The following is a 26,315-nucleotide window of genomic DNA, read 5'->3' as shown; positions in this document are numbered from 1 at the left end:
TTCTGCCTCTTTCCCGCTAGGCCACTAATCGCAGCCGAGAATGTCTGAGTGGGCACGGCCACATTAGGAAGATATTCGAAGGACGACGACTCCGTTTTTCCACACGTCATGGCAACATGAAGCTTTCAGGATATCTGCATGTCCACGCCTGCCACCCCTCGGAACCTTCCCGGTAGAAACCGCCGCGTGATCCTGTCCAGTCGTCCCGTCGGCATCCCGCAAGCCAGTCATTTCACGTTTGACGAAGCGTCACTGGAGTCGCTGGCCGAAGGCCAGTTTCGCGTGCGCAATATCTATCTTTCGGTCGATCCGGCGCAGCGAGGGTGGACAAACGAGGGAAGCAATTATTCGCAGCCGGTCCCTGTCGGCGACGTAATGCGCGCACTCGCTGTAGGCGTGATCGTCGAAAGCCGTCATGCGGAATTCCCGGAGGGCCTGCATCTCTATGGCTGGTTCGGCTGGCAGGATTATGCGGTCGTCGGGCCTCAAGCGGTGGTGACGCGAATCGACGTGATCCAGGCTCCCCTCTCTGCCTATGCCGGAGTTCTCGGTATCAATGGACTGACTGCCTATCTCGGCCTCTTCAAGCTCGGTCGTCCGAAGGCAGGGGACACCATATTGGTCACGACTGCCGCGGGCGCGGTGGGCAGCCTTGTCGGCCAGCTGGCGCAGGCCAGGGCATTCCATGTCATTGGCCTTGCCGGTGACGACGCCAAGTTCGCGCGTTGCACGTCCCGGTTCGGCTATGCAGCGGCCGCCAACTACAAGTCGGCCGATGCAGCATCATTGCTCGATCGGCTTGTTCCCGATGGAATTGACGTCTTTTTCGACAATACCGGGGGCGACCTTCTCGATCAGGCGCTCCGAAGGATGAAGACGGGCGGTCGTATCGTACAATGCGGGACGGCCGCAGTATCTCAATGGTCCCCTACCCCCACCGGCTTACGTGCAGAACGGGAAATACTGACGCGTCGCCTAATCTGGTCGGGCTTGCTGGTCTTCGACCATAGCGAGGATTTTCCCGGGGCTCTTGCCGATCTCACTGGCCGGATCCGATCTGGAATGTTGCACTACGAGGAAGACATTGTGACCGGCCTTCTCCACGCCCCAGGGGCGATCGCTCGCCTCTATGATGGACGGAACAACGGAAAATCGCTGATCTATCTAGGCGAATAGGGCGCAAGACACAGGATGAGCGCCCTCCAAGCCAGGCAGCCGGCGGGGCACAACCGACGACGATGGGACAATCTGGTAGATATTCTGAACTCAACGCAGATCGTTACCGGCTGGCAGAGCACTTAGGCTGATGCGTTCGTAAAATTGGGAGCATCTTCGGCTCTCATGCCGATGATGTTGTAGCCTGCGTCGACATGGTGGATTTCCCCCGTCACCGCACTTGCCAGATCGGAAAGCAGGTAGAGTGCAGCTCCTCCCACATCCTCCACCGTGACGTTGCGGCGAAGAGGCGAATTATGTTCATTCCATTTCAGGATATAGCGAAAATCACCGATCCCGCTGGAAGCCAATGTCTTGATTGGCCCTGCTGAAATGGCGTTGACTCGAATATCCTGCGGACCGAAATCAGATGCGAGATACTTGACACTGGTTTCCAAAGCAGCCTTAGCCACACCCATCACATTGTAGTTAGGAAGAACTTTTTCGGCTCCATAATAGCTCAACGTCAGGATCGAACCCCCATCTTTCATGAGCAGAGACGCTCGCTTGGCGATGGCTACAAGACTATATACCGATATGTTCATAGTACGAACGAAATTTTCCAGACTTGTATCGGCATATTTTCCACGCAGTTCATTCTTGTCCGAGAAACCGATAGCATGGACAACGAAATCCAATGTATCCCAGTGTTGTTGGATTTGGGCAAAGAGAGCATCAAGGTCAGCCATGTCGGCGACATCGCACTCGACCAGGAAATCTGAGTCCAATTGTCCAGCCAACGGACGCACCCGCCGTTCCTGAGCCGGCCCGTGATATGAAAATGCCAGTTCGGCGCCCTGTTGATACAGGGCTTTCGAGATACCCCAGGCAAGTGACTTGTCATTGGCCAAGCCCATGATCAGGCCTCGCTTGCCCGTCATCAGATTCGTCATGCACCATGTCCTAGACTATTTATTTTTTAGAGCAGGATTGCTCGCATAAGATATTGGAATGCAATCTTGAGGCGCTCGACATCCTGGGACGTCAATCCGCTCATCGTGCGCATCATGAGGCCGTGAAGGAGGAGCAGCGCCATTTCCACCCTCTCCTCGACCACATCCTGCGTTTTCGCTGATAGAAGAGGGACCATCAGGTCCCTCAGGCTGTCGCGAAACTTGCGGTCGTTCTCGGTCACGATTGCCTGAACGGCCTCGCTGCGCGCGGCCTCGGCCAAAACTTCCATTGCGAAGCCGGCATGACTTCGATCGATCAGCGCATCGAATTCCGCGAGGCTCGCTGCGATCATAGCCTCACCGTCGGCCCTCTGATTGGGCGGAAGGACGGGCGCGTGGCTCAGAAACTCGTCCAGGTTGCGTTCGCAAAGCGCAACGATGATCTCCTCCTTGCTCTCGAAATAACGATAGAGGTGGCCAACACTCATGCCGGCCTCGGCCGCGATGCGATTGACGCTCGCGGCATGAAATCCCTCTCGCAGAAAACAGGCGCGCGCAGCGTCCAGCACCTGATCGCGGCGCATTTCGGCGCGCTGCTGCTGCCTGGCGATAGCATCCGGGGTCTTAACCATCGTGATTTTTCTCAAACCTCATTCTTGACGAATCACGCCTAGCAGATTAGCGGCACAAAAATAAAGAGTGAACGATTGCTCTCATTTTCTAAGGGTTGGCCGATGAAACGATCCCCAATGCGGCGCTCCGCGCTCGCACTTGCCCTGGTTTTGGGCACCGCGGCTTGCAATCATGGCGGTAGCCAACCCACACCGGGTCCGGCGGAAGTCGGGATTGTCACGGTCGAATCCGCACCGGCAACGCTGGTGACCGAGCTTGCCGGACGCACGAGTCCCTCGCTGATCTCCGAGGTCCGCCCGCAAATCAGCGGCATCGTTCTGCGCAGGCTGTTCGAGGAAGGCGCCTATGTTTCCAAGGGGCAGCTCCTCTACCAGATCAACCCGGCTCCCTATCAGGCGGCCTTCGACAAGGCGCGGGCCTCGCTCGCCCGCGCGGAGGCAACCCTGGTTTCAGTGAACAGCCGCGCGTCCCGGACGAAGGATCTGGTGGGGATTGATGCGGTGAGCCGCCAGGACGCGGATGATGCAGCCTCGGCGCGGGGTCAGGCAGTCGCCGACGTCGAATCCGCGAGGGCTGCAGTCCGCTCGGCCAAGATCGATCTTGAATTCACTCGCATCACCGCTCCGATCAGCGGCCGCATCGGCCGCTCGCTCATTACCGCTGGCGCGTTGGTCACAACAGGACAGGCTGCTCCACTTGCAACGATCCAGACCCTGGACCCGATCTTCGTGGACGTGCCGCAGTCGAGCGCGGAGTTGCTGCGCCTGAAGAATGCCTTTGCCAAGGGCGAAGCACGCAATGCCGAGGCGCCGGTGAGCCTCACCCTGCCGGATGGAAGCCCTTATCCGATCAAGGGTTCCTTGCGGTTCAGCGAGGTGTCGGTCGATCCCAGCTCAGGCGCCGTCATTCTGCGCGCGGTCTTCCCCAACCCCACGGGAACGCTTCTGCCCGGCATGTATGTCAAGGCCAAGCTGGTCGATGGCGTTGAGGATCACGCGATCCTGGTTCCGCAGCAAGGCGTTACGCGCGATGAGCGCGGCCGCGCCACCGCGCTGGTGGTCGGCAAAGGCGACAAGGTCGAACAGCGCCATATCGAGACGGTGCGCGCCGTGGGCGACCGCTGGTTGATTGCCAGCGGGTTGCAGCCCGGCGACCGATTGATCGTCGACGGCGTTCAGCGCGCGACACCCGGCGCGACGGTAAAACCGGTTCGGGCGTCCCTTTCCAAAACCGCATCGGCACGGTGATCCCATGGCTCGCTTTTTCATAGATCGACCGGTTTTCGCCTGGGTCATCGCCATCGTCATCATGCTGGTGGGCGGCCTTTCCATCACTCGCCTGCCCATCTCGCAATTCCCCCCGATCGCACCGCCTGCGATCCAGATCAACGCCACCTATCCTGGCGCTTCAGCTGAGACGCTCGAAAACACCGTCACGCAGGTGATCGAGCAGCAGATGAAGGGCATCGACAATCTGCGTTATATGTCGTCGACGAGCGAATCCGCCGGCACAGTAACGATTACCCTCACCTTCGAGCAGGGTACCGATCCCGACATCGCCCAGGTGCAGGTACAGAACAAGCTTCAGCTCGCAACGCCGCTGCTGCCACAGGAAGTGCAGCAGCAGGGTATGCGCGTTACCAAGTCCACCATCAACTTCCTTGCCGTGCTCGCAGTCTATTCGGAGGACGGGAAATATGACAGCGGCGACCTTGGCGACATCATATCCTCCCGGCTTCAGGATCCGCTGAGCCGCGTCACGGGCGTTGGCGATACGATCGTGCTGGGCGCGCAATATGCGATGCGCATCTGGATCGATCCCTACAAGCTTCAGACCTTCGGACTTACCCCTGCCGATGTGAAGGCGGCGATCCGTGCTCAAAACGCGCAGGTCTCAGCCGGTCAGGTTGGCGCGCGACCCTCGGGACCCGAACAGCAGCTCAATGCCACTGTCAACGCCCAGTCCCGCCTGCGCACGCCTGAGCAGTTCAGGCAGATATTGCTGCGCACCAATACCGACGGGTCGACGGTCAGGATTGCTGATGTCGCGCGTGTCGAGATCGGTAGCGAGAGCTATGAGGTCGACGCCAAATATAATGGCCACCCTGCCGCAGGCTTTGCGATCCGTCTGGCATCCGGCGCCAACGCCCTTGACACGATCAACGCGCTCAAAGCGCGGGTCGATGAGCTGTCGAGCACTTTTCCGCCCGGCGTGAAGGTTGCTTTCGCCTACGACTCCACACCTTTCGTGCGGGTCTCGATCCATCACGTCGTGCAAACGCTGTTCGAGGCGGTGGTTCTCGTCTTCCTCGTGATGCTGCTGTTCCTGCAGAACTTCCGGGCAACGCTCATTCCGACCATTGCGGTCCCCGTGGTCCTGCTAGGCACATTCGGCGTGCTCGCGGCCATGGGATACTCGATCAACACGCTCACGCTTTTCGGCATGGTGCTGGCCATAGGTCTGCTCGTCGACGACGCGATCGTCGTCGTGGAGAATGTCGAACGCATCATGGCGGAAGAGGGCCTCCCGCCGCTTGAGGCGACGCGCAAATCGATGGAAGAAATCTCCGGCGCGCTCATCGGCATCGGCCTTGTGCTTTCGGCGGTGTTCATTCCGATGGCCTTCTTCGGTGGGTCGACCGGTATCATCTTCCGCCAGTTTTCCGTCACCATCGTGTCCGCTATGGCGCTCTCGGTGCTCGTGGCGCTGGTCCTGACGCCCGCGCTCTGCTCGACCATCCTCAAGCCCATCCCAAAGGGTTCGCACGGCAAAACCACGGGCTTCTTCGGCTGGTTTAACCGCACCTTCGATCGCGGCGCGGCACGCTATGAGAATGGCGTTTCGCGGGCGATCCGATCCCCCAAGCGCTCTCTCTTGCTATATGGCCTCATCATCATCGGCCTGACCGCACTGTTCGCTCGCCTGCCCACTGGCTTCCTGCCGGATGAGGACCAGGGCACCGTGATGGCGCTGGTCCAGTTGCCCGCCGGAGCCAGCGTCTCGAGGACCATCCAGGTCAACGAGAAGATCGCAGACTTCCTCCAGAAGAACGAACGGCACAACGTGGCTTCGGTCTTCACCGTCAACGGCTTCAGCCTGGCGGGACGCGGCCAGAACATCGGCATGGCCTTCGTAGGCATGACACCCTGGGACGAGCGCGCGGGCAAGGAAAATTCGGCTTCGGCAGTCGCCGGGCGCCTCAACGCCGCGATCGCTAAGGAGCGCGATGCGACGGTCTTCGCCTTCATTCCGCCGGCTATCATCGAACTCGGTAATGCGACCGGTTTCGACTTCGAGCTTCAGGATCGTAACGGCCTTGGCCACAAGGCGTTGCTCGATGCCAGGAACCAGCTTCTGGGCATGGCTGCGAAGAATCCCGACCTGATCGCCGTGCGTCCCAACGGCCAGGAGGACGCGCCTCAGTTGCAGATTGACGTCGATCAGGCAGCGGCGGGCGCGCACGGCCTTTCCCAGGCCGATGTGAACGACGCCATCTCGACAGCCTGGGGTGGCGCCTATGTGAACGACTTCATCGATCGCGGCCGCGTCAAGAAGGTCTATGTCCAGGCTGACGAACCTTTCCGCAAGGCGCCGGACGATCTCGATCGCTGGAACGTCCGGGGCATCTCCGGTGAGATGACGCCGCTTTCGACGATCGCGTCCACCCATTGGATGTACGGCTCGTCTCGTCTCGAGCGCTATAATGGCCTTCCTGCCTTCGAAATCCTGGGCGAGCCCGCGCCGGGCAAGAGTTCCGGCACGGCCATGAAGGCGATGGAGGAAATGGCCGCCAAGCTGCCGGCTGGCGTCGGGTTCGAATGGACCGGTCTATCCTATGAGGAACGGCTTGCAGGAAACCAGGCAATGGCCGTGTATGCGCTGTCGCTGCTCATGGTCTTCCTCTGCCTGGCGGCACTTTATGAAAGCTGGTCCGTGCCTTTCGCGGTGATGACGGCCGCGCCGCTCGGCGTCTTCGGCGCAGTTCTTTCCGCGACCCTCGGCGGCCTCAACAATGACGTCTATTTCCAGGTGGCACTCCTCACGACCGTTGGTGTTTCAGCCAAGAACGCGATCCTGATCGTGGAATTTGCCGAAGCCGAACGACGGAATGGCTCAACGGCGATCGAAGCAGCGCTTTATGCTGCCCGGCTCCGATTGCGGCCAATCCTCATGACGTCCTTCGCCTTTATTGGCGGCATCATCCCTCTCGCCCTTTCAAAAGGGGCGGGCGCGGGCGGCCAGAATGCGATCGGCATCGTGGTAGCAGGCGGCATGGCGGCCGCCACCGTCCTCGCCATCATGTTCGTGCCGCTGTTCTTCGTCCTCGTCAGCCGGATCACTCGGGGCAAGGACAAGCCGAATGATGCCCCGCAAACCGCTCTGCCGGAGCCGGCGGAATGAACAGGAACATCTCCATGCGCTGCTCTTTGGCGGTTCTCGCAACCGCAATTCTCCTTGGCGGATGCAGTTTTGCGCCGGAATATAGACGTCCGTCGCTGCCTGTACCTGCCAGCCTGCCGGCCGACGCGCACCCTCCCCAACTCGGCGACGATAACAAAACGCCCCTCGCCGAGGTCGGCTGGCAGGCATTTTTTACCGATCAGCGTCTGCGCGGTGCGATCGACCTGGCCCTACGGAACAATCGCGATCTGAGGGTCGCGGTCGCCAATGTCGCGGCGGCGAGGGCCTCGTATCGCGTCCAGCGATCGGACTTGCTTCCCACCGTCTCCGCCGACGGGAGCGGCGCGATGCAGCGTGTAACGCGCGACCAGGCAGCGCTCTACGGGGGCGACAGGACGCCGGAATCTTGGTCAGCCAGCATCGGCGCTTCTTGGGAAATCGACCTTTTCGGGCGCATTCGCAACCTGTCGAAGGCCGCGCTCGAACAATATTTCTCGACCGATGAAGCGCGCAAGGCGGCGCAGATTGCACTTGTGGGAGAAGTCGCCAATGCTTGGCTAACACTGGGTGCGGACACCGAGCGGCTCGATGTCGCATCGCAAAGCCGCGATGCATTCGAACGCACACTTGGTCTCACTCGCGCACGGCATGAGCGTGGCTATGCCTCGGCTCTCGACGTGCGGCAGGCGCAGACCAGTTTCGAACAGGCGCGCAGCACGGTTGCCCAGCTAAGGACCGCAGTCGCCCAGGATCGCAATGCGCTCGCTCTTTTGATGGGCATATCACCCGACGACGGCATGCTGCCTATCCGGCTGGGAGAAGCTTCCTACACGATTGACCAATTGCCCCCGAACCTGAGTTCGGAGGTCTTGGTCGGTCGTCCCGACGTACTCGCCGCCGAGCACCAGTTGATCGCCGCCAATGCCAACATCGGCGCAGCGCGAGCGGCTTTCTTCCCCCGCATTTCGTTGACCGGAGCTGTGGGAACCATGGCTCCCGGCCTGTCGCATCTGTTCGAGTCCGGCTCGGACACGTGGAATTTCAGCCCCGCGGCAACTCTGCCCATCTTCAACTATGGCAGGAACAGCGCCAATCTCGCGGCGACGAAGGCACAGCGGGATGCGGCGGTCGCGAGCTACGAGAAAGCTGTCCAGTCGGCTTTTCGGGAAGCGGCGGACGCCCTCGCCCGGCGGTCGACGATCGCGGAGCAACTCGACGCCCAGCAATCGCTGGAGCGGGCGAGCGCCGAGAGCTACCAACTGGCCGAGGCGCGCTATCGCAGGGGATTGGATCCGTTCCTTTCGACCCTCGATGCCCAGCGAGCGCTTCTGGCCGCTCAACAGAGCTTGATCGACGCAAGGTTGGCAAAGCAATCTAACCTCGTCGATCTTTACAGGGTTTTTGGCGGTGGCTTGCGCTGATCTGCGCTCCACCTGCCGCGCGAGCTCTCCCGGCCGTACGGACGAAGGCAACCCCATAGCGGGTGCGAGACCGTGAATTATCGGCGCATATCCACGGGGAGGAAACCGCCAGATGAGGCTGTCGCCCGCAGAATGCGGCCCGGTACCGTGCTCAAGCGGCAACGGATGTTGGACGGCGCCGCCGCCTGCTTTTTCAGGCAGGGTTATGACGGGACGAGCATCACCGACATTATCGAGCAAACAGGCGGCTCGCGAGGGACGATCTACAGTTTGTTCGGCAGCAAGCGAGGGCTGTTTGAAGCGCTGATCCAGGATCGTCTCGAGCGCATTCGGCCGACCTCGCCCCTTGCAGGGAAGCGGCTCCATCTCGCTGCGACTCTGGTAGACATCGCCGATCAGCTTTTAGGGTTCGTCACCGCCAAAGAATGGCTCGACCTGGTGCAACTCGTGCTGCCCCAGGTGCCGCGAGAGTCTGATCTCGGCGTGTTTATCTATGATGCGGGAATCGCGCCCATTGAAGCCGAGTTGCATGCATATTTCACCGACTGGAGATGGATAGCGGACAGCCAGAGCGCCCGACCTGAGGATTTATACGCAGCATTTTCCGGACTGGTGGTTGCCGATCTTCCGTTACGCCTTCTCGCGGGCGTCGCGGCCCCTCCGAGTGGTGGTGCGCGCCGCCAACATCTTGAGCGGGCTGTTTCATCCTTCTTGTTGATCGCCGGTCCGCTCGCTTCTGCGGGAGTTGCGGGAACATGATGCATCTTCCGCCTCTCACGCGCATCCAGAAAAGCGCTTTGCTCATCGGTATAGCCGATGCGCGAAACCGTCGTCGCGTCGCCAGACCTCCAGATGGCAGGCGAATGTCTTTCATCCTGTCAGTCTTCGGGGTCGAGCGAGTCACGACGTTGGCCAATCCGCAACTCGAAGCTTTGCGCGCTTTCGCGATGTGGCAGTTCGCACCCGGCGGTGACGTGACCGGATTCGAAGAGATTGATCCGCCTTTGCTCGAGGCAGCGAGGCGATATCTGCGTCGCGCCAACTCAAACGTCTTTGACGGTGTCCGACGCTTCGCCTCCTTCGAAGGCATCGATAACGGCAATATTTTGAGCCGCGACCGCGCCACGACGTTACCCGACAACCACCACTCCAGAAAGAATCCCGATGACACCTAAGGATATCATTGTCTTCCTGGAAGATACGCCTCATTGGAACACTCGTTTATCATATGCCGGAAAACTGGCACATAGATGGCGGGCACATCTGACATGCGTCTTCGTCGTCGATGGTCTCGAGCTACATCTCCATTCGGACTATGCGATTGGCGACGGCATTACGGAGATGCTTAAGACATTCGGTGACAGCATGCGTACGGCAGAAGCCGAAATGCGGGCAGCCTTCGACAAGATCATCTGCGACTTAAATCTCCAGGGCACATGGCGGCGCTTCAACCACGAACGTGATCAAAGGCTGATGTTGTACGCCCGTTACGCGGGCCTTGCGATTATCGGCGGGGGAGCACGGCCGAACAAAGCACAAACGAGGCTCGGCCTATCTGGCGAGTTGATTTTTGCGTCGGGACGACCTGTCCTCCTTTTACCGGAGAATTGGCCGGTCAGCCGTATGCCGAACAGCATTGTCATTGCCTGGAATGGCAGTGCCGAAGCCGCTCGGGCGGTTGCGAACGCGATGCCGTTCCTCTTCGAGGCAGCGCGGATCGATGTCGTCGTCGTACAGCAAATAGGCGCTCACAAAATCGTGGATTTCGATCCCGGCAGCGAGTTGAAGGCGCACCTCGCCCGAAGTGGCCTCAACGCCGAGTTGCACCTGCTCGAGGGTCGTGAAACGGGAAAGCTCATTCTTGATTTCGCGACAAGCAACAGCGCTGATTTGCTCGTCATGGGCGCTTACGGAAGATCCAAGTTGAGCGAGAGCGTTTTAGGAGGAACAACTCGGCATTTGCTGAGAAACTCGGCGATTCCAATCATCCTATCGCTCTAAGCTGTCTTAAAAATCGGCTCCAGCACTCTCGGCAACCCGGGCGATTGGATGACCAAAAAGCGGATCAACCATGTGACCAGACACCTCTTACGCAGCGAGCAGGCCTGGATGCTCGCCTACGGCATTGCCGTCGCAATACTTGGCATGCTTGGTCTTCTGCATCCATTTCTTTTCGGACTGTCCGCCGGCACAGCACTTGGTTTCGGGCTTTTGGGCTATGGCGTTCTCATGGTCGTCGCCGGGCTTTCCAGACGCCGCAAGGATCGCTCGGAGGCGCTTTTTGGCGCTCTCACCCTGATCGGGGGCGGCATAGTCCTCTTTCACCCGCTCGCCGGCGGCCTGTCACTCGTTTGGTTGAGCAGTGCGTGGCTTCTCGTTGGAGCGCGCTTTACCTTTTCCGCGTCCCTACGAAAAAGGGAAGACCGGCCCTGGCTTATCTGCTTGAGTATCGTCAACGTAGTACTTGGGCTGTCTTTGCTTTTTGTGCATCCGATCGTCGCCATCACCTATGTTGGCATCGCCATCGGCCTGAGTCTTCTGGTACGCAGCCTTTTCCTGATCTGGCTGGCTCTTCGGCTGCGGCAGCGCCGCTATTTCTGAATGGCGACCATGTGGTCAGACGAAGTCGTAACAAGTGAAAATTTCCAAGAATGGATAGACATGACTGAAAAGCACAAGATCGTGGTCGTCGGTGGAGGTGTCGCGGGCCTCGATCTTGCCAGCCATGTTTCAGGCAAGCCTGCACGCAAGCTGGGCTGGGATGTTCGACTTGTCGATCGCGAACTGGCTCATGTCTGGAAACCCATGCTCCACACCATTGCCGCTGGAACGGCGGATACCGGCGCCCATCAAACCGCCTATCTCTCGCAAGCGCGCCGCAGGGGCTTCTCATTCGAGCTTGGCGAGGTCGTTGCCGTCGATCGCGAGCGGTCCCTCATTCGGATCGGTCCGGTCATGGCGACCGGTGAAGAGGTGCTGCCCGCCCGCTCCCTTCAATATGATACGCTGGTCCTCGCAGCCGGAAGCCGTGCCAATGATTTCGGAACGCCCGGTGTCGCGGAGCATTGCATGACCATCGACAGTCGGCGAGAGGCGCTCGCATTCAACGACAGGCTGCGGATAGCGTTGATACGGTCCGTCGCCAGCCAGCGGCCCCTATCGGTCGCGGTGGTCGGAGCAGGTGCGACGGGCGTCGAACTTGTCGCGGAGCTTATTCGGTTGGCCGATGTGCTGGAGTTGCATGGGGCTCTGGGCTTACGGGGCAATCTCTCGATAACGCTCATAGAGTCACAGGATCGCATCCTGGGACCCTTCCCTCCTAAGGTTGCACAGGCAGCTCTTGAAGTGCTGGAGCGCCTGGGAATTACCGTTCTGATGTCAGCGCGCGTGCAATCAGCCGACGACACGGGGTTTGCCCTAGCAGACGGCAGAAGGGTCGATGCAGATCTGAAGCTATGGGCAGCCGGCGTCCGCGCACCGGCATTTATTGCAGATATAGAAGGGCTTCAACATAGCCGGTTGGGACAAGTGATCGTCGACAGAACCCTCATGGCCGTGGGCGACCCCAAAATTCTCGCCCTGGGGGATTGTGCAAGCGTCCAGACTTCCGAAGGCGAAGCTCCTTTACCAACGACAGCACAGGCAGCGTATCAGCAATGCATGTATCTTTGCCGGCATCTGCCCGCGATCGTGCAAGGCCTCCGTGTTCCCGATTTCCGTTACCACGATTTCGGCTCGCTGGTCTCCCTCGGTGGTTATGACGCCTATGGGACACTCGCCCGCTTTGGTCTGTTTGAAGGCGGCTTTCTGCGTGGTCGGGTCGCGCAACTCGGGCATTCTCTCCTCTACCGGCGACATCAGACGCGTCTATATGGTCCTTTGCGAGGCAGCCTCTTATGGCTCGTCGACATTTTGGACTCTCATGTTCGCTCCCCGGGAAGGTTCTCCTGACCCTGCCGAAAGCGTTCCTCTTGCCCGATGGCGGCCGGGCGACGATCGGAGTCCGCCAAGCCAAGCTCAATCGAGGACAACGAGCAGTTTCTTGGCGTCGATTGGCTGTCCAGTCTTCGCGGCAATTTCCGAAATCGTCGCTTCCTTCGGCACCGAGATCGCGGTCTCAATCTTCATGGCTTCAAGCGTGATCAGAAGATCGCCCGCCTTTACCGCCTGGCCTTGCGCAATTGCTACCATAGCGACCACGCCCGGCATGGGTGCAGCAGCGATGTGGTTTTCATTCGATGCATCAGCCATGCCCCGCGCCGCCTTGCCCGCATTGGCCTTTCGATCGGCGACGGTGATGATACGGGGTTGCCCATTCAGTTCGAAAAACACGCGAACCGAGCCATCCTCTTCGGTTCTGCCGATCGCGGTCAACGTGATCACCGAAGTCTTGCCCCGTTCGATCTCGACGTTGATCTCCTGCCCTGGCTCCATGCCATAGAAATAGACCCGCGTCGGCAGAGCTGCGACGGGGCCATAGCGCCGCTTGGCCTCCGCGAAGGCCGTGAATACCTTGGGATACATGAGGTAGCTTGCGAACTCGGTTTCGGCACGGGCACCAGCAGTTTCATCGGTATCGTCCTTACGATTATTTGAGGAAAAGCATTCTCACGCCGCCTGCTCCGCGTGGCCAGGACGGCAGATCAGACCCGCTCCCAGATCGCGGCGATGCCCTGCCCTCCGCCAATGCACATTGTCGCCAGTCCATACCGGCCGCCGGTGCGATGCAGTTCATAGACGAGCTTGGTGGTGATGATCGCGCCGGTGGCGCCGATCGGATGCCCAAGCGAAATGCCGCTCCCGTTGGGATTGACCTTCTGCGGGTCGAAGCCAAGCTCCCGCGCCACGGCGCAGGCCTGCGCGGCAAAGGCCTCGTTCGCTTCGATGACGTCGAGATCCTCGACCTTGAGACCAGCCCGCGCGAGCGCGTTGCGCGTCGCCGGTACGGGACCGATCCCCATATAGGCGGGATCAACACCGGCATGGCCATAGGCAACCAGCCGAGCGAGCGGCTTGAGCCCGTGGCGGTCTACGGCCCCGGCGCTCGCCAGCACCACCGCCGCCGCGCCATCGTTGATGCCCGACGCATTGCCGGCCGTGACCGTGCCGTTCTCCTTCTGGAACACGGGTTTGAGCTTCCCGAAATCCTCGGCGGCCGCATCCAGGCGGACGAACTCGTCGACATCGAACGTCTTCACCTGGCCGCGTGCCTTGATCTCGACCGGCACGATCTGGTCACGAAAATAGCCGGACGCGATGGCGTGCGCGGCGCGTTTCTGGCTTTCGAAGGCAAGCGCGTCCTGCTCGTCGCGGGAGATGCCGAAGCGGGACGCGACGTTCTCCGCGGTCACGCCCATATGATAAGCGTGGAATGGATCAGACAGCGCGCCGATCAGCCCGTCGAGCATGGCGGTGTCGCCCATCTTCTGGCCCCAGCGGGCCGCGGGCGCGAAATAGGGCGCGCGGCTCATGATCTCCGCCCCGCCGCCGATGCCGATGTCATGGTCGCCGAGCAGGATGGACTGCGCGGCCGAGATGATGGCCTGAAGCCCCGATCCGCAGAGCCTGTTCACGGTGAGTGCGGGAGCCTCATGCGGAATGCCCGCGCCGACGGCCGCGATACGCGACACGTAGGCGTCGCGCGGTTCTGTCGGGACGACACTCCCGAACACCACATTCTGCACCAAGTCGGGGCCGATACCGGCGCGCTCGATCGCTGCCCGGGCGACATGCCCGCCAAGCTCGCCTGGCCTCTGGTCCTTGAGTGACCCGCCGAAGCTGCCGATCCCGGTGCGCGCTGCTGAGACAAGATAAACGTCAGCCATTCCAAACTCCTGCTCCACTGCCCCGGACGCAGATGCGTCCTGGCATCGTCGTCATCCGTTGAGGTCTTCGAACCGGGCATTGCGCGCGGCGAGGTCCACCAAAAGCGCGGCCAGCGCCCAAGCCCAGCCGTTGCGGCCCTCGGCATAGGTGCGAAGCGTGTTCAGAGCGGCAGGCAAGCCCATCAGGTCGGCCTGGAACATCGGACCGCCCCGCTCGCGAGGAAACGGGGCCGAACTTTTCCTCAGCGACTGCCACCGGATATCCTCTGCGCTAGAATTGATCGACCGGAAGCGACACGACCGATGCCGAGCCGTCGGCCACCGCCCGCGCGAGCGCATGGGCCTGGTTGAGCACGCGTTGGGCGAAGAAACGGGCGGTATGGATCTTCGCCTCGTGTCGGGCGGCATCGCCGCGCGCCGCCGCGGCTGCCATCCGCGCCCACATCCAGCCCAGCGCCACGAGCGCGAACAGGCGCAGATAGTCCACCGCGACGGCGCCCGCCGTGTCCGGGTCCGCACCTTGCAGGCTGGCCGTAGCCTCCCTCAGAAGCGTCAACGCCTCCAGGCCTCGCCGGGCCACGAGGTCGATCTCCGGCACGGTTGCGGCATCGGTGAGATCGGCTTCTATCCGATCGAAGAAGCTGTTCGCGACGGCGCCACTCGCCAGTCCGATCTTGCGGCCGACCAGATCCATAGCCTGGATGCCGTTGGTGCCCTCGTAGATCTGGGCGATCCGGGCATCGCGGACATATTGCTCCATGCCCCATTCGCGAATGTAGCCATGTCCCCCGAACACCTGCTGGGCATGAACCGCGCTCTCGAAGCCGAAATCGGTGAAGGCCGCTTTGATGACCGGCGTGAGCAGTGCCACCAGGCCGTCGCTGCGCTCCCGTTCGAGCGGATCGGGATGCGAATGCGCCCGGTCGAGTTGCAGCGCCGTCCATCCTGCGAGCGCACGTCCGGCTTCGACGAAGGCACGGATCGTCAGCAGGGTGCGGCGGATGTCGGCATGGCCGATGATCGGAACGGGCCCCGGATTTCCGTCGGCTCCGCGCCCCTGCAGCCGGTCGCGGGCATAGGCAACCGCCTGCTGATAGGCGGCGCTCGCGATGCCAAGCCCCTGAATGCCAACCATCAGCCGTTCGGCATTCATCATGGTGAACATCGCGGCGAGGCCACGATGGGGCTCGCCCACCAACCATCCCACAGCGCCGTCATAGTTCATGACGCAGGTGGGCTGGGCATGGATGCCCATCTTCTCTTCGAGCGCGCCGACCGACATCGCGTTGCGGACGGTGAAGCCGCCGTCCGCGCCGGGAATGAATTTGGGGACAAGGAAAAGGCTGATCCCCTTCACCCCCGGAGGCGCATCGGGAAGGCGCGCCAGCACGAGATGGACGATGTTACCGCCAAAATCATGGTCGCCGGACGAAATGAAGATCTTGGTGCCCGAGATGGCGTAGCTGCCATCGGCATTGGGCGTGGCCTTGGACTTGAGCTGCGCGAGATCGCTGCCCGCGTTGCTTTCGGTCAGCGCCATCGCGCCGGTCCATTTGCCGCTGACGAGCCGCGGCAGATAGATTTCCTTGAGAGCATCGCTGGCATGCGCGGCAATCGCTTCAGCCGCACCCCGCGTCAGCCCGGCGAAGAGACCGAAAGACAGGTTCGCCGACGCCATCATCTCGTCGAGCCAAAGCTGCAGGATGAAGGGGAGCCCCTGCCCCCCATTGGCGGGATCGCCCGACAGAGATGCCCATCCGCCATCAATGAAGGCACGCCACGCATCCGGGAATCCGGCTGGCGTGCTGACCTCGCCACCCGCGAGGTGGCAACCATGCTCATCGCCGCTTCGGTTCAACGGATGGAGGCGGTCGGCGCACAGGCGCCCGGCCTCCTCCAGGATCGCGACGGCCGTGTCCGCGTCGACCTCGCCTCCGTCTGCCTCGGCCATCGCCGCGTCGAAGCCGAGCACCTCGGTCAGGAGAAAGCGATAGTCGTCGATGGGGGCACAGTAATCCTGCATGCAATCCTCTTTCGATCGTTACATGGAGAGTTACCAAACACTTGTTACACTCACAAGCGGATTGCTCTCCACGCCCGATTCAAAACTGATTGGAACGACCGGACGTAGACGTCAGGCTTTTGCGGCCGCCGCCTCATGCCGGAAGATCCGGGTGATCTGCCTGCCGATCTCCGCTGGCGACAAGCGGCCGGGCCGATACCAATCGGCGGCCTTGTTGAGCTGCGACAGCAGGAGATTACGGTAGATGGAGCGGTCGATATCGCCCGGAAGCGGCAGCGCATCCACCAGCCCCCTGAACTGATCTTCGAATTCGTCGCGCCGACGAACGAGTTGCAGCCTCACAGCGTCCGGGACTTCGCGGAAGTCGTTCATCATCGGCAGCGTCGCCGAGTTGGGGTCGAGCTGGATTTCCATGAGCGCGACGCATGCGGCCTCGAGCCTCGACCAAGGATCAGCTTGAGCCTGAACCGCTCCGGCAAGTCTCTCGGCCGCAGCATCCAGCGCCGCATGGTGCAGTTCGACAAACAGCGAGTCCTTGGATTTGATGTGGTGATAGAGGGAGCCGCCGAGCACGCCGGCCTGCTCGCCGATGTCGCGGATGGACGTGCCTCTGTAGCCCTTGCGCGCGAAAAGCTGTGCAGCGATTTCCAGTATTTCCTGGCGGCGCACACGGGCGCCGTCCTCTAAGCTCGCTTTAGTCGAAGATCGGTCGTTTGCAGCCATCGGCTAGACACCTGCCGATATTTTGTGTTGGTAGCCATCCCAAATTTCCACTTCTCGTTGGTCGTCACGATCCTCGTGGCACGAGACTCAGGTCATCGGGGCGGCATGCCAGCCTGGTTCCTGATCGGTGCGGCAAGTGCGTCACACTTTCTGTCCTCCTGTGCGCTGCCCATATAGATACTGGCCTTTGGTGCGCTGGGCCTCACGCACCTGGTGAAATCAGCGTGGAATGATGGAGTCGGGGCATGCAGCAAAACTCAAATACGCGCTGAACGCCTCAAATTTGCTCCTTTGCGCCGATTTTCGCCGAAACGGCACTTCAATGCCCTTCCTCTTGCGAGCCGAATCGCGATGAGGCATCCAGGTGTCAGATCAATTAGCGGCTGGATGCCCCACATGCTCTCCATGGTTGTAAACTGCCGTACCTCGCGCGTTTGTCAGGCCATCAGGTGGAATCGACCGGCTCAGCAAAGTTTCAGGCCGCGACAATGATGCTGATTGGCTGGCCACGTTCCCCTTCGGTTCTCGAACCCCGCCCAATGAGCAGGCCATCACCCAGACGATGCGGCACGATATCGCCCGAAGCCAACCTTCACCAGCAGCCCCTCATCACACATGCGAGACAGATAGCACCGGTGAACGCCGATATCGGTGAGGTCCTTGGTACGAACTTCTCCTCGTTCCTGAGCCAAGGCTACAGCCCGCTGCCTCAAGGAAGGCTTGGGACCACCGGCGAGTCTAATGCGCTCCGCGCGGTCGCGCTCTCGCTTTCGTATTCCGTGCGTAGGTTCCCGGATAGATGCCAGTGGCGCATCGGAAACAAACGTAACAGCCTCATCTTTGCACTTGAACAGCGATGATCGTCCAACAGCCCTGAACCGCGATATTGTTTTTCGAGCTTCATCGGTTAAGAATAGCAAAATTGTTTTAGACGTATCCTGAAAAGGGAGCCACTTTCCTTTCTCGGGAAAGCCGGTGCGATATCGCACCCCTTGGCCTGATCCAGGCTGTTCCTTAAATCCGCGCCAACCAGACGGCCCCCTGCGCACGATCCCTCAGGGACATGATACGCCGGACGCCGGTGGCGGCATCCGATGCTGGGCGAAGGGAAATACCGCAAGGCGCCCCTCGCGAGACGCCATGCAAAAATCGCAGACGGAAAAAGAATCGACAGGAACGGGCGGCCTGACGCCGCCCGCCCAATCCCGCGCTCTTGGCGCGTTCCGCCGCCGGGCTCAGATCGCCAATATGACTTTCATCGCCTTTTCGCGTCCGGCGTTACCGAACACTTCATAGGCGTCCAGAATCTCATCCAGCGCAAAACGATGGGTCACCAGCCTTGCGGGGTCGACCTTGCCGTTGCGCAGGGTCTTGAGGAGCATCGGCGTGGTATTGGTGCACACCAGCCCCATCGAGATGTTGATGTTCTTGATCCAGAGCTCTTCGATGTGCAGCTCCACGGACTTGCCGTGCACGCCGACATTGGCGATGTTTCCGCCCGCCGAGACAATCTTCTGGCAGATGTCGAATGTCGCCGGCACACCAACGGCTTCGATCGCCACGTCGACACCAAGCCCGTCAGTCATCTCCATGATCTGCGCGACGGGATCTTCGGCACCGACCTGAATGGTGTCGGTCGCTCCGAACTGGGCCGCCAGTTCCAGACGCGCCGGGTCCATGTCGATCATCACGATCCGGCCCGGCGAATAGAATTGCGCGGTCAGCAGCACCGACATGCCCACCGGCCCCGCTCCGACGATGGCAATCGTATCCCCCGGCTTCACCCGGCCCGATTGGACGCCGATTTCCAGGCCCGTCGGCATGATGTCCGAAAGCATCACCAGAGCTTCTTCATCGGCGCCTTCGGGGATCGGATAGAGCGAATTGTCGCCATGCGGGATCCGCACATATTCCGCCTGCGTGCCGTCGATCAGGTGCCCCAGGATCCAGCCACCGTCGGAACAGTGCGCATAGAGCTGACGCTTGCAGTTCGGACATTTCCCGCAGGAGGTCACGCAGGAGATGAGCACGGCATCGCCGGGCTTGAAGTTCTGCACGGCAGAGCCCACCGCCTCGACAATGCCGACGCCTTCATGGCCAAGCGTGCGGCCCTCCGTCACAGCCGGAACGTCGCCCTTGAGAATGTGAAGGTCGGTTCCGCAGATCGTCGTCTTGGTGATCTTCACGATCACGTCGGTCGGCTTCTGCAGTTCGGGCTTTTCCTTCTCGACCCAGTCCTTCTTGCCGGGACCCTGATAGATAAGCGCTTTCATGACTTTCCTCTCCTGTACCTATGCGGAGGAACCCCGATGAGGGGCGTTGCAGATTCGGGCGACGACCATCGTCTCCACGATCCTGCATCTAGTCTTTCCCCGCCGAATGAGGAGAATGCCGCGGATGGGGAACTGTCTGCTTTCGGAAATCCGGGATCGTAATCGGAAGCAAACTTTGCGTGAATGCCCGCCCCTCGCCGGGTTTGTTCAGGACCGGGGCCGCACGCCGCGCAATGTCTGTGCCGGAGTTTCTCCAAAGCGCGCGCGATAGCCCGCCGCCATGGCGCTCAAATTCACAAAACCCCTCGCCCGCGCGATCGAAGATGCGGATTCGCCCGGCGCTGCCGCCAGCAAGGCCTGCCGAAGCCCATCAAGGCGCTGTGCATTGAGGAAAGCGTGCGGCGTAATGCCCCGAAAGCGCCTGAACCCCTCCGAGAGGCTGCGCGTAGTGATGCCGAGCTTCATGGCGATATCGGTGATCGACGGCGCCGCACCGGCGCATTCGATCATCAGCCGCTCGGCCTCGCGCACATAGTGGGGAGCTGCGGCCCGGGCGCCCGTATCAAGGCACAGGCCCGCTTCCCGCGCCCAGTTGCGCAGCAGTTCAAGGCAGATTGCCTCCTCGATGCGCTGCTCGATCAGGCCATGCCCGATGCCGTCATGGCGCGCGTCAAGCGAGCGGGTGGCATAATCGAGGAGCGACAGCCAGGCGGACTCCCGCCTCCCGAAGACCAGCCTCCTGCGCCACAGATCGTCGTCCGGGACAAAGCCATACCAGCGGGCGGCCATCTCCTCCATGAGGGCATGGGGCACCGTCAAATTCAATTGGAGGTCATGCCCGTCCGCAACATTCCAATAGTCTATGCGGCTGCAATCGACCACATAGCTGTCCCCGGGACGCGTATCGACAATGGCATTGCCGTCGAGGGGGTGCCTGACGCTCCCTTTAAGCGTGTTGACCACGATGATGTTGCCGGAACTGGGATCGAACTCGTCCGCTCTCGTCGGCGTTCCAAAGCAGAAGCGGCTGAACTTTATTCTGCCGATCTTCAGCATCCGGATCGTCGCATTGGGATCCAAACCTCTTGTCAGGGGCTGGCTGGACAGGCGCGTATAGGTCTGTTCGCAGAAGCGGTTGACGACTCCCCACTCACGCGACTCGTTGAGCTTGCCGTCTAGCAGCGGATCGCCTTTTCCGTCCTTCAACAGTGCTGCTTCCAGCATATCCCATTCTCCCGGCGGCGCAGTCCGGCTAGCAGTCCTGCGCTTCGCCTTCCGCTCATGGTCCTGGCACCTGTACCAGCGCCGCGCGTGTCCCTGATCGTTCGGCAAAATGCCGGACAGGTTCGAGGGGAATCTTTACCCCATCCCGGCCCCTGACCCAACGGGATATTGGGCCGCTTACGGTATCGCCATCAGCACCCAGACCGGCCGGGACGCAACCGTGCCAACCCCCTGAAAGAGAGAATCGGCTTCAGCCAACAGCCGGAAAAATCCTTGTCAATGATCCTAAGGCGTTTCGTACAAAGAGAAATCGCGCTAGTCTTGTGCGGTGCAGCAGTTCGTGCACCTAAGCAGGGTTCCGGCGTCAGGGGCGGTTTGGACGGATATGTTGAGAAATCGCTTCGTCGGAATCGCTGGAACGCTCGCGTCGGTTGTCTGCGTCACGGGCTGTTCGTTCGCCCCCCGGCCGGTCCAGCCCGCCTTGCCGGTGCAGGCGCACTATCCGGACATGGCGGCCGGGACCGCTTCGGGCTCGGCCGCGGATATCGGATGGGAACATTTCTTCACGGATTCAGAGCTTAAGGCGCTGATCGCAGAGGCACTGGCGTCCAATCGCGACTTGCGCGCGGCGGCAACGCGGATCGAGCAGGCCCACGCGCTGGTGCGCATACGCGGTGCCGATCTGGCGCCGCAACTGGCCGCTTCGGCCGGGATGACCAGGATCGGCCTGCCCGACAATCTTGCCGCGCTGCTGCAGGACGACAAGCTTACCGGCTATGACGGCCTGCTCCAGGCGAGCTGGGAAATCGACCTGTTCGGCAAGCTGCGCAACCTGCGCGCGGCTGCACTGCAGCAATATCTGGCAAGCGAGGAAGCGCGCCGCGGCCTGGCCACCAGTCTGGTCGCTCAGGTCGCCGCGGCCTATCTCGCCGACCGCGACTATGCCGAGCGCCTTGCCCTTGCGCGCGAGACGCTGGCCAATCGCGAAGCCTATCTCCATCTGCTCCAGCGCCGCTACGATCTGGGCTCGGGCTCAAAGATCGAAGTCACGCAGGGCGAGACACTGCGTACCCAGGCCGCCGCGCAGATCCAGACGCTCGAACTGGCCCGCGCGCAGAATCTCAATGCCCTGACGCTGCTGGTCGGCAGCCCGGTCGACAATACCCGTTTCACGCACGATCTCGCCGCGGTCGGGCTGGATCAGCCGATCCCCGCCGGCCTCCCTTCCGACCTGCTGGTCAACCGCCCGGATGTCGCTGCCGCCGAACATCAGCTGCGCGAGGCCGAAGCCAATATCGGCGCCGCGCGCGCGGCCTTCCTGCCCTCCATCAAACTTACGGCGCTGGGCGGCAGCGCCAGCGGCGATCTCGACAATCTGTTCGCCAAGGGCACGGGCGCCTGGCTGTTCCGGCCCAGCATCTCGCTGCCGATCTTCACCGCCGGCAAACTGCACGCCAATCTGCGCGGCAGCGAGGCGCGGCGCGACGAGATGCTCGCCAATTACGAGAAAACCATCCAGTCCGCGTTCCGGGATGTCGCCGACGCGCTGGCCCAGCGACAATGGCTGGCGGCGCAGATCGATACCACGCAACAGGCCATTGCGGCCCTGACCGAGCGCGCGCGCCTGTCGCGGATCCGCTACGAGGCGGGGCGCGTGGCCCATCTCGAAGTGCTCGATGCCGAGCGCGACCGTTTCTCCGCCGAGCAGACGCTCATCCAGCTGCGCCGCGCCTGGCTGGCGAGCGGCGTCAAACTCTACGCCGCACTGGGCGGAGCTTTCCCCGAAGCTCACGCTCAGGCTCAGCAATCCCGACAACAGGGCCCCCAGCAAACGGGACTCCAAAAACAGGGACCAACGCCGTGAATGGCACGACAAGGAAATGGGCGATCCGCCTCGCCGTCGCCGCGATAGTGATCGCGGCCATATTGATCGCGCGATACTATCTGACGCGTGACGGGCTGGGCGAAGGCATCGCCAGCGGCAATGGCCGGATCGAGGCCACCGAGATCGACATTGCCGCCAAGGCGCCGGGCCGGGTCCGCAAGATCCTGGTCGACGAAGGCGATGAAGTGAAGGCCGGGCAACTGCTCGCCACCATCGATACCGACACGCTGCAGGCGCAGCGCGCCCAGGCCCAGGCCCAGGTTCAGGCTGCGCTCTCGACTGTCACCTCCGCGCAGATGCAGGTTACGCAGGCTGAAAGCCAGCGTTCCGCCGCACAGGCCCAGCTGCGCCAGCGCCAGGCCGATCTGGAAGCCGCCAGGCGTCATCTCGTGCGCTCGACCGCGCTTGCCTCCGAAGGCGCGACACCGCGCCAGGAGCAGGAGGACGATCACACGCGGCTGCAGAACGCCCAGGCCGGTGTCGATGCCGCCAAGGCGCAGATCGCCGCGATCGACGCCACCATCGCCACGGCGCGCGCGCAGGCAGCCGGCGCGCAGGACAACGTCTCGGCGGCGCAGGCGCTGGTCCGGCAGGTCGACGCCAATATCACCGACGCGCAGCTTCGCGCGCCGCGCGATGGCCGCGTGCAATATCGCATCGCCGAACCCGGCGAAGTGGTGGGCGGCGGCGGCAAGGTGCTCAATCTCATCGACCTCAACGACGTCTATCTCACGTTCTTCCTGCCGGAAGAGGCCGCCGGCCGCGTCGCTCTGGGCGACGAGGCGCGGCTCGTGCTCGATGCCGCGCCGGACAGCGTGATCCCGGCACGGATAAGCTTCGTGGCCGATGTCGCGCAATTCACCCCCAAGACGGTCGAGACCAAGAATGAGCGCGAGAAGCTGATGTTCCGCGTCCGCGCCACGATCGATCCCAAATTGCTGGCAAAGATACGCAAGATTGTGAAATCTGGTATGCCCGGCATGGCCTATGTGCGGACGGATCACGACAAGCCCTGGCCTGCCAAGCTGGCGCTCACGCCGTTCAAATGAGCGATTTCGCCGCCCGCCTTTCCGGCGTGCGCCTGCGCTTTGGCGATACCATCGCGCTGGACGGGCTGGACCTGGACTTGCCGGCAGGCCGGACGGTTGCCCTGATCGGCCCCGATGGCGTCGGCAAGTCGAGCCTGTTCGCGCTCGTTGCCGGGGCCCGCGCGATCCAGCAGGGGCGGGTCGAAGTGCTGGGCGGCGATATGGCCGATGCCGGCCACCGGCGGCGCGTCTGCCCTCGCATTGCCTATATGCCGCAGGGGCTGGGCAAGAATCTTTATCCGACCCTGTCGGTGGTGGAGAACATCGACTTCTTCGCCCGCCTGTTCGGCCAGGGCAAGGCCGAGCGCGAGGCACGGATCGACGAACTGCTCGAAGCGACCGGGCTCGCCCCCTTCCGCACGCGACCGGCTGGCAAGCTTTCCGGCGGCATGAAGCAGAAGCTCGGCCTGTGCTGCGCCCTGATCCACGATCCCGACCTGCTGCTGCTTGACGAGCCGACGACCGGCGTCGACCCGCTTTCCCGCGCGCAGTTCTGGGATCTGATCGACCGTATCCGCATCGACCGTCCCGGCATGAGCGTGCTGGTCGCGACGGCCTATATGGAAGAGGCAGCGCGTTTCGACATGCTCGTCGCGATGAATGCCGGTCAGGTGCTGTCTACAGGCACGGCGGCCGAACTGCTGCAACGCACCGGCAGCGCGACGCTGGAAGAGGCTTTCATCGCCCTGCTGCCCGAAGAGCAGCGGCGCGAGCATCATGCCGTGACCATTCCCCCGCGCACGGCTGCGCTCGACGGCCCGCCCGCGATCGAGGCGCGCGGCCTCACCAAGAGCTTCGGCGCGTTCACGGCCGTCGATCATGTCGATTTCCGCATCGAGCGCGGCGAGATTTTCGGCTTCATCGGGTCGAACGGCTGCGGCAAGACCACGACCATGAAAATGCTGACCGGCCTGCTCCCGGCCAGCGAAGGCGAGGCACTGCTGCTGGGCCGCGAAGTCGATCCGCGCGACATCGAGACCCGCAAGCGCGTGGGCTACATGTCGCAGGCCTTTTCGCTCTACACCGAACTGACCGTGCAGCAGAATCTGGAGCTGCACGCGCAGCTCTACCACGTCCCGCCCGAGCGGATCGCGAACCGGGTGCAGGAAATGGCCCTGCGCTTCGGTCTCACCGAGCTGATGGATGCCTATCCCGACAGCCTGCCCCTGGGCCAGCGCCAGCGCCTGAGCCTGGCCGTCGCGGTGATCCATTCGCCGGAAATCCTCATTCTCGACGAGCCGACTTCGGGCGTCGATCCGATCGCGCGCGACACCTTCTGGCAGATGATGATCGACCTCGCCCGCAACGACGCGGTCACGATCTTCATCTCCACCCATTTTATGAACGAGGCCGAGCGCTGCGACCGCATCGCGCTGATGCATATGGGCAAAGTGCTGGCGACCGACACGCCGGCCGGGATCGTTCAGGCCAGCGGCGAAACGACATTGGAAGCGGCATTCATCAGCCATTTGCGTCGTCTGGGCGGTCTCGATGACGATGATGCACCGCGGGCCGATGTATCGCCGGACTCGGGAAGCACGCCGGAGACGGCAAGCCTGAAGCGCCCGGCGGAACGGCCCGTCCCCTTCAGCCTGCGGCACATGATCAGCTACAGCCGCCGCGAAACGATGGAACTGCGCCGCGATCCCATTCGCGCGACGCTGGCGCTGCTGGGCAGCATCTTCCTCCTGTTCATCATGGGCTATGGCATCAGCCTCGATGTCGAGCGCCTGCCCTTTGCCGTACTCGATCGCGACGGCACGACCACCAGCCAGAACTATGCGCTCAATCTCTCGGGATCGCGCTATTTCGTCGAGCATCAGCCGATCTACAGCTATTCCGAGCTCGAACGGCGGATGCGCAATGGCGAACTGAGCGTCGTCATCGAGATCCCGCCCCATTTCGCGCGCGACATCAAGCATGGACGGCATGTCTCGATCGGCATGTGGGTTGACGGATCCATGCCGAGCCGGGCGGAGACCGTGCTATCCTATGTCCAGGCCATGCACCTGTCATGGCTTTCCGAATTTTCCCAGCAGTCGCTGGGCGTGCGGCCTACCCTGGGGCTGGCCTCGGTCGAGACGCGCTTCCTCTACAACCCCGATGTCGAGAGCCTGGTGGCGATCGTGCCCGCCGTCATTCCGCTGCTGCTGCTGCTCATTCCCGCGATGCTGACGGCCTTGAGCGTCGTGCGCGAGAAGGAGCTGGGGTCGATCGTCAATCTCTATGTAACGCCCGTCACCCGCAGCGAATTCCTGCTCGGCAAGCAGCTCCCCTATGTGGCGCTGGCGATGATCAATTTCGTGCTGCTTGCCCTCCTGGCCGTGACCGTGTTCGGCGTGCCGATCAAGGGCAGCCTGATCGCGCTGACGCTCGGCGCCCTGCTCTTCTCGCTGAGCTCGACCGCCATCGGCCTCATCTGCTCGACCTTCCTCAACAGCCAGATCGCCGCCATCTTCGGCACCGCGATCATCACGATCGTTCCTGCCGTGCAATTTTCCGGCCTGCTGACCCCGGTCGCCTCGCTGGAAGGCGCCGGACGGCTGGTCGGCGTCATTTATCCGGCCACGCATATCCTCACCATCAGCCGCGGCATCTTCTGCAAGGCGCTTGGCATTTCCGACCTGCCAAGCGCGTTCCTTTCCCTGGCGATCACAGCGCCGATCCTCATGGCGGCGGGCATCGCGCTCGTGCGCAAGCAGGAGCACTGA

Annotated in this window: 21 protein-coding genes and 1 pseudogene; 12 read left to right on the top strand and 10 right to left on the bottom strand. The window is 62.0% G+C overall.

Going from position 1 to position 26,315, the window contains the following annotated elements; all coding sequences use genetic code 11:
• Positions 1-138: 138 nt before the first annotated feature.
• On the top strand, positions 139-1,176 hold the full coding sequence (locus tag NN5_RS05840; protein ID WP_067733087.1) for an NADP-dependent oxidoreductase: 1,038 nt from the start codon (positions 139-141) through the stop codon (positions 1,174-1,176).
• Positions 1,177-1,298: 122 nt separating this feature from the next.
• On the opposite strand, the gene fabI is transcribed toward NN5_RS05840, so the two are convergent.
• On the bottom strand, positions 1,299-2,108 hold the full coding sequence (fabI, locus tag NN5_RS05835) for an enoyl-ACP reductase FabI (protein ID WP_067733086.1): 810 nt from the start codon (positions 2,106-2,108) through the stop codon (positions 1,299-1,301).
• 26 nt (positions 2,109-2,134) lie between these two features.
• Positions 2,135-2,755, bottom strand: a complete 621-nt coding sequence (locus tag NN5_RS05830) for a TetR/AcrR family transcriptional regulator (protein WP_157081035.1) — start codon at positions 2,753-2,755, stop codon at positions 2,135-2,137.
• Between the two features lie 87 nt (positions 2,756-2,842).
• Here NN5_RS05830 and NN5_RS05825 point away from each other — a divergent pair, with 87 nt between their 5' ends.
• The 8 genes from NN5_RS05825 to NN5_RS05790 all read left to right on the top strand — a co-directional run bounded on the left by NN5_RS05825 (position 2,843) and on the right by NN5_RS05790 (position 12,514).
• Positions 2,843-3,988, top strand: coding sequence for an efflux RND transporter periplasmic adaptor subunit (locus NN5_RS05825; RefSeq protein WP_067733084.1), 1,146 nt, complete (start codon positions 2,843-2,845; stop codon positions 3,986-3,988).
• Positions 3,989-3,992: 4 nt separating this feature from the next.
• The gene (locus NN5_RS05820) at positions 3,993-7,142 is read left to right on the top strand and encodes an efflux RND transporter permease subunit (protein WP_067733083.1); all 3,150 of its coding nucleotides are present in this window, start codon (positions 3,993-3,995) and stop codon (positions 7,140-7,142) included.
• Positions 7,139-8,563: an efflux transporter outer membrane subunit gene (locus tag NN5_RS05815; protein WP_067733082.1), complete on the top strand. Its 1,425-nt coding sequence runs from the start codon at positions 7,139-7,141 to the stop codon at positions 8,561-8,563. Before NN5_RS05820 ends, NN5_RS05815 begins: the two co-directional genes overlap by 4 nt.
• Before the next feature lie 132 nt (positions 8,564-8,695).
• Positions 8,696-9,322: a TetR/AcrR family transcriptional regulator gene (locus tag NN5_RS05810; RefSeq protein ID WP_067733081.1), complete on the top strand. Its 627-nt coding sequence runs from the start codon at positions 8,696-8,698 to the stop codon at positions 9,320-9,322.
• Positions 9,319-9,738: a hypothetical protein gene (locus tag NN5_RS05805; RefSeq protein ID WP_157081034.1), complete on the top strand. Its 420-nt coding sequence runs from the start codon at positions 9,319-9,321 to the stop codon at positions 9,736-9,738. Before NN5_RS05810 ends, NN5_RS05805 begins: the two co-directional genes overlap by 4 nt.
• Positions 9,728-10,564: a universal stress protein gene (locus tag NN5_RS05800; RefSeq protein WP_084384764.1), complete on the top strand. Its 837-nt coding sequence runs from the start codon at positions 9,728-9,730 to the stop codon at positions 10,562-10,564. The genes NN5_RS05805 and NN5_RS05800 overlap by 11 nt, the downstream gene beginning before the upstream one ends.
• Before the next feature lie 48 nt (positions 10,565-10,612).
• Positions 10,613-11,164 carry an HdeD family acid-resistance protein gene (locus NN5_RS05795; protein ID WP_067733078.1) on the top strand — a complete coding sequence of 184 codons (552 nt, stop codon included), beginning with the start codon at positions 10,613-10,615 and terminating at the stop codon, positions 11,162-11,164.
• Complete coding sequence (locus NN5_RS05790; protein WP_245656260.1) at positions 11,165-12,514, top strand: NAD(P)/FAD-dependent oxidoreductase; 1,350 nt, start codon at positions 11,165-11,167, stop codon at positions 12,512-12,514.
• Between the two features lie 66 nt (positions 12,515-12,580).
• Here NN5_RS05790 and NN5_RS27165 read toward each other — a convergent pair whose 3' ends face one another.
• The 8 genes and pseudogenes from NN5_RS27165 to NN5_RS05760 all read right to left on the bottom strand — a co-directional run bounded on the left by NN5_RS27165 (position 12,581) and on the right by NN5_RS05760 (position 20,631).
• On the bottom strand, positions 12,581-12,772 hold the full coding sequence (locus NN5_RS27165) for a biotin/lipoyl-containing protein (RefSeq protein WP_275489873.1): 192 nt from the start codon (positions 12,770-12,772) through the stop codon (positions 12,581-12,583).
• A 180-nt stretch (positions 12,773-12,952) separates the two neighbouring features.
• A pseudogene (locus NN5_RS27160) lies at positions 12,953-13,135 on the bottom strand (hypothetical protein); the annotation flags it as partial.
• A 71-nt stretch (positions 13,136-13,206) separates the two neighbouring features.
• The gene (locus NN5_RS05780) at positions 13,207-14,388 is read right to left on the bottom strand and encodes an acetyl-CoA C-acyltransferase family protein (protein ID WP_067733076.1); all 1,182 of its coding nucleotides are present in this window, start codon (positions 14,386-14,388) and stop codon (positions 13,207-13,209) included.
• A gap of 51 nt (positions 14,389-14,439) precedes the next feature.
• Positions 14,440-14,589, bottom strand: coding sequence for a hypothetical protein (locus NN5_RS25665; RefSeq protein WP_157081033.1), 150 nt, complete (start codon positions 14,587-14,589; stop codon positions 14,440-14,442).
• A 70-nt stretch (positions 14,590-14,659) separates the two neighbouring features.
• On the bottom strand, positions 14,660-16,411 hold the full coding sequence (locus tag NN5_RS05775; protein ID WP_067733075.1) for an acyl-CoA dehydrogenase C-terminal domain-containing protein: 1,752 nt from the start codon (positions 16,409-16,411) through the stop codon (positions 14,660-14,662).
• A gap of 111 nt (positions 16,412-16,522) precedes the next feature.
• The gene (locus NN5_RS05770) at positions 16,523-17,134 is read right to left on the bottom strand and encodes a TetR/AcrR family transcriptional regulator (protein WP_067733074.1); all 612 of its coding nucleotides are present in this window, start codon (positions 17,132-17,134) and stop codon (positions 16,523-16,525) included.
• A gap of 1,235 nt (positions 17,135-18,369) precedes the next feature.
• On the bottom strand, positions 18,370-19,407 hold the full coding sequence (locus NN5_RS05765) for a zinc-dependent alcohol dehydrogenase family protein (protein ID WP_067733073.1): 1,038 nt from the start codon (positions 19,405-19,407) through the stop codon (positions 18,370-18,372).
• A 207-nt stretch (positions 19,408-19,614) separates the two neighbouring features.
• The gene (locus NN5_RS05760) at positions 19,615-20,631 is read right to left on the bottom strand and encodes an AraC family transcriptional regulator (RefSeq protein WP_067733072.1); all 1,017 of its coding nucleotides are present in this window, start codon (positions 20,629-20,631) and stop codon (positions 19,615-19,617) included.
• 385 nt (positions 20,632-21,016) lie between these two features.
• Between NN5_RS05760 and NN5_RS05755 the strand changes: the two genes are divergently transcribed.
• The 3 genes from NN5_RS05755 to rbbA are packed head-to-tail and all read left to right on the top strand — an operon-like array spanning position 21,017 to position 26,315.
• The gene (locus tag NN5_RS05755) at positions 21,017-22,495 is read left to right on the top strand and encodes an efflux transporter outer membrane subunit (RefSeq protein ID WP_067733071.1); all 1,479 of its coding nucleotides are present in this window, start codon (positions 21,017-21,019) and stop codon (positions 22,493-22,495) included.
• On the top strand, positions 22,492-23,565 hold the full coding sequence (locus tag NN5_RS05750; protein WP_067733070.1) for an HlyD family secretion protein: 1,074 nt from the start codon (positions 22,492-22,494) through the stop codon (positions 23,563-23,565). Before NN5_RS05755 ends, NN5_RS05750 begins: the two co-directional genes overlap by 4 nt.
• A complete protein-coding gene (rbbA, locus tag NN5_RS05745) occupies positions 23,562-26,315 on the top strand; it encodes a ribosome-associated ATPase/putative transporter RbbA (protein ID WP_067733069.1) in 2,754 nt (917 codons plus the stop codon). The genes NN5_RS05750 and rbbA overlap by 4 nt, the downstream gene beginning before the upstream one ends.

Source organism: Novosphingobium naphthalenivorans NBRC 102051, from assembly GCF_001590985.1.
GTDB lineage: Bacteria > Pseudomonadota > Alphaproteobacteria > Sphingomonadales > Sphingomonadaceae > Novosphingobium > Novosphingobium naphthalenivorans.
This window is presented reverse-complemented; position numbering and strand designations above follow the sequence as displayed.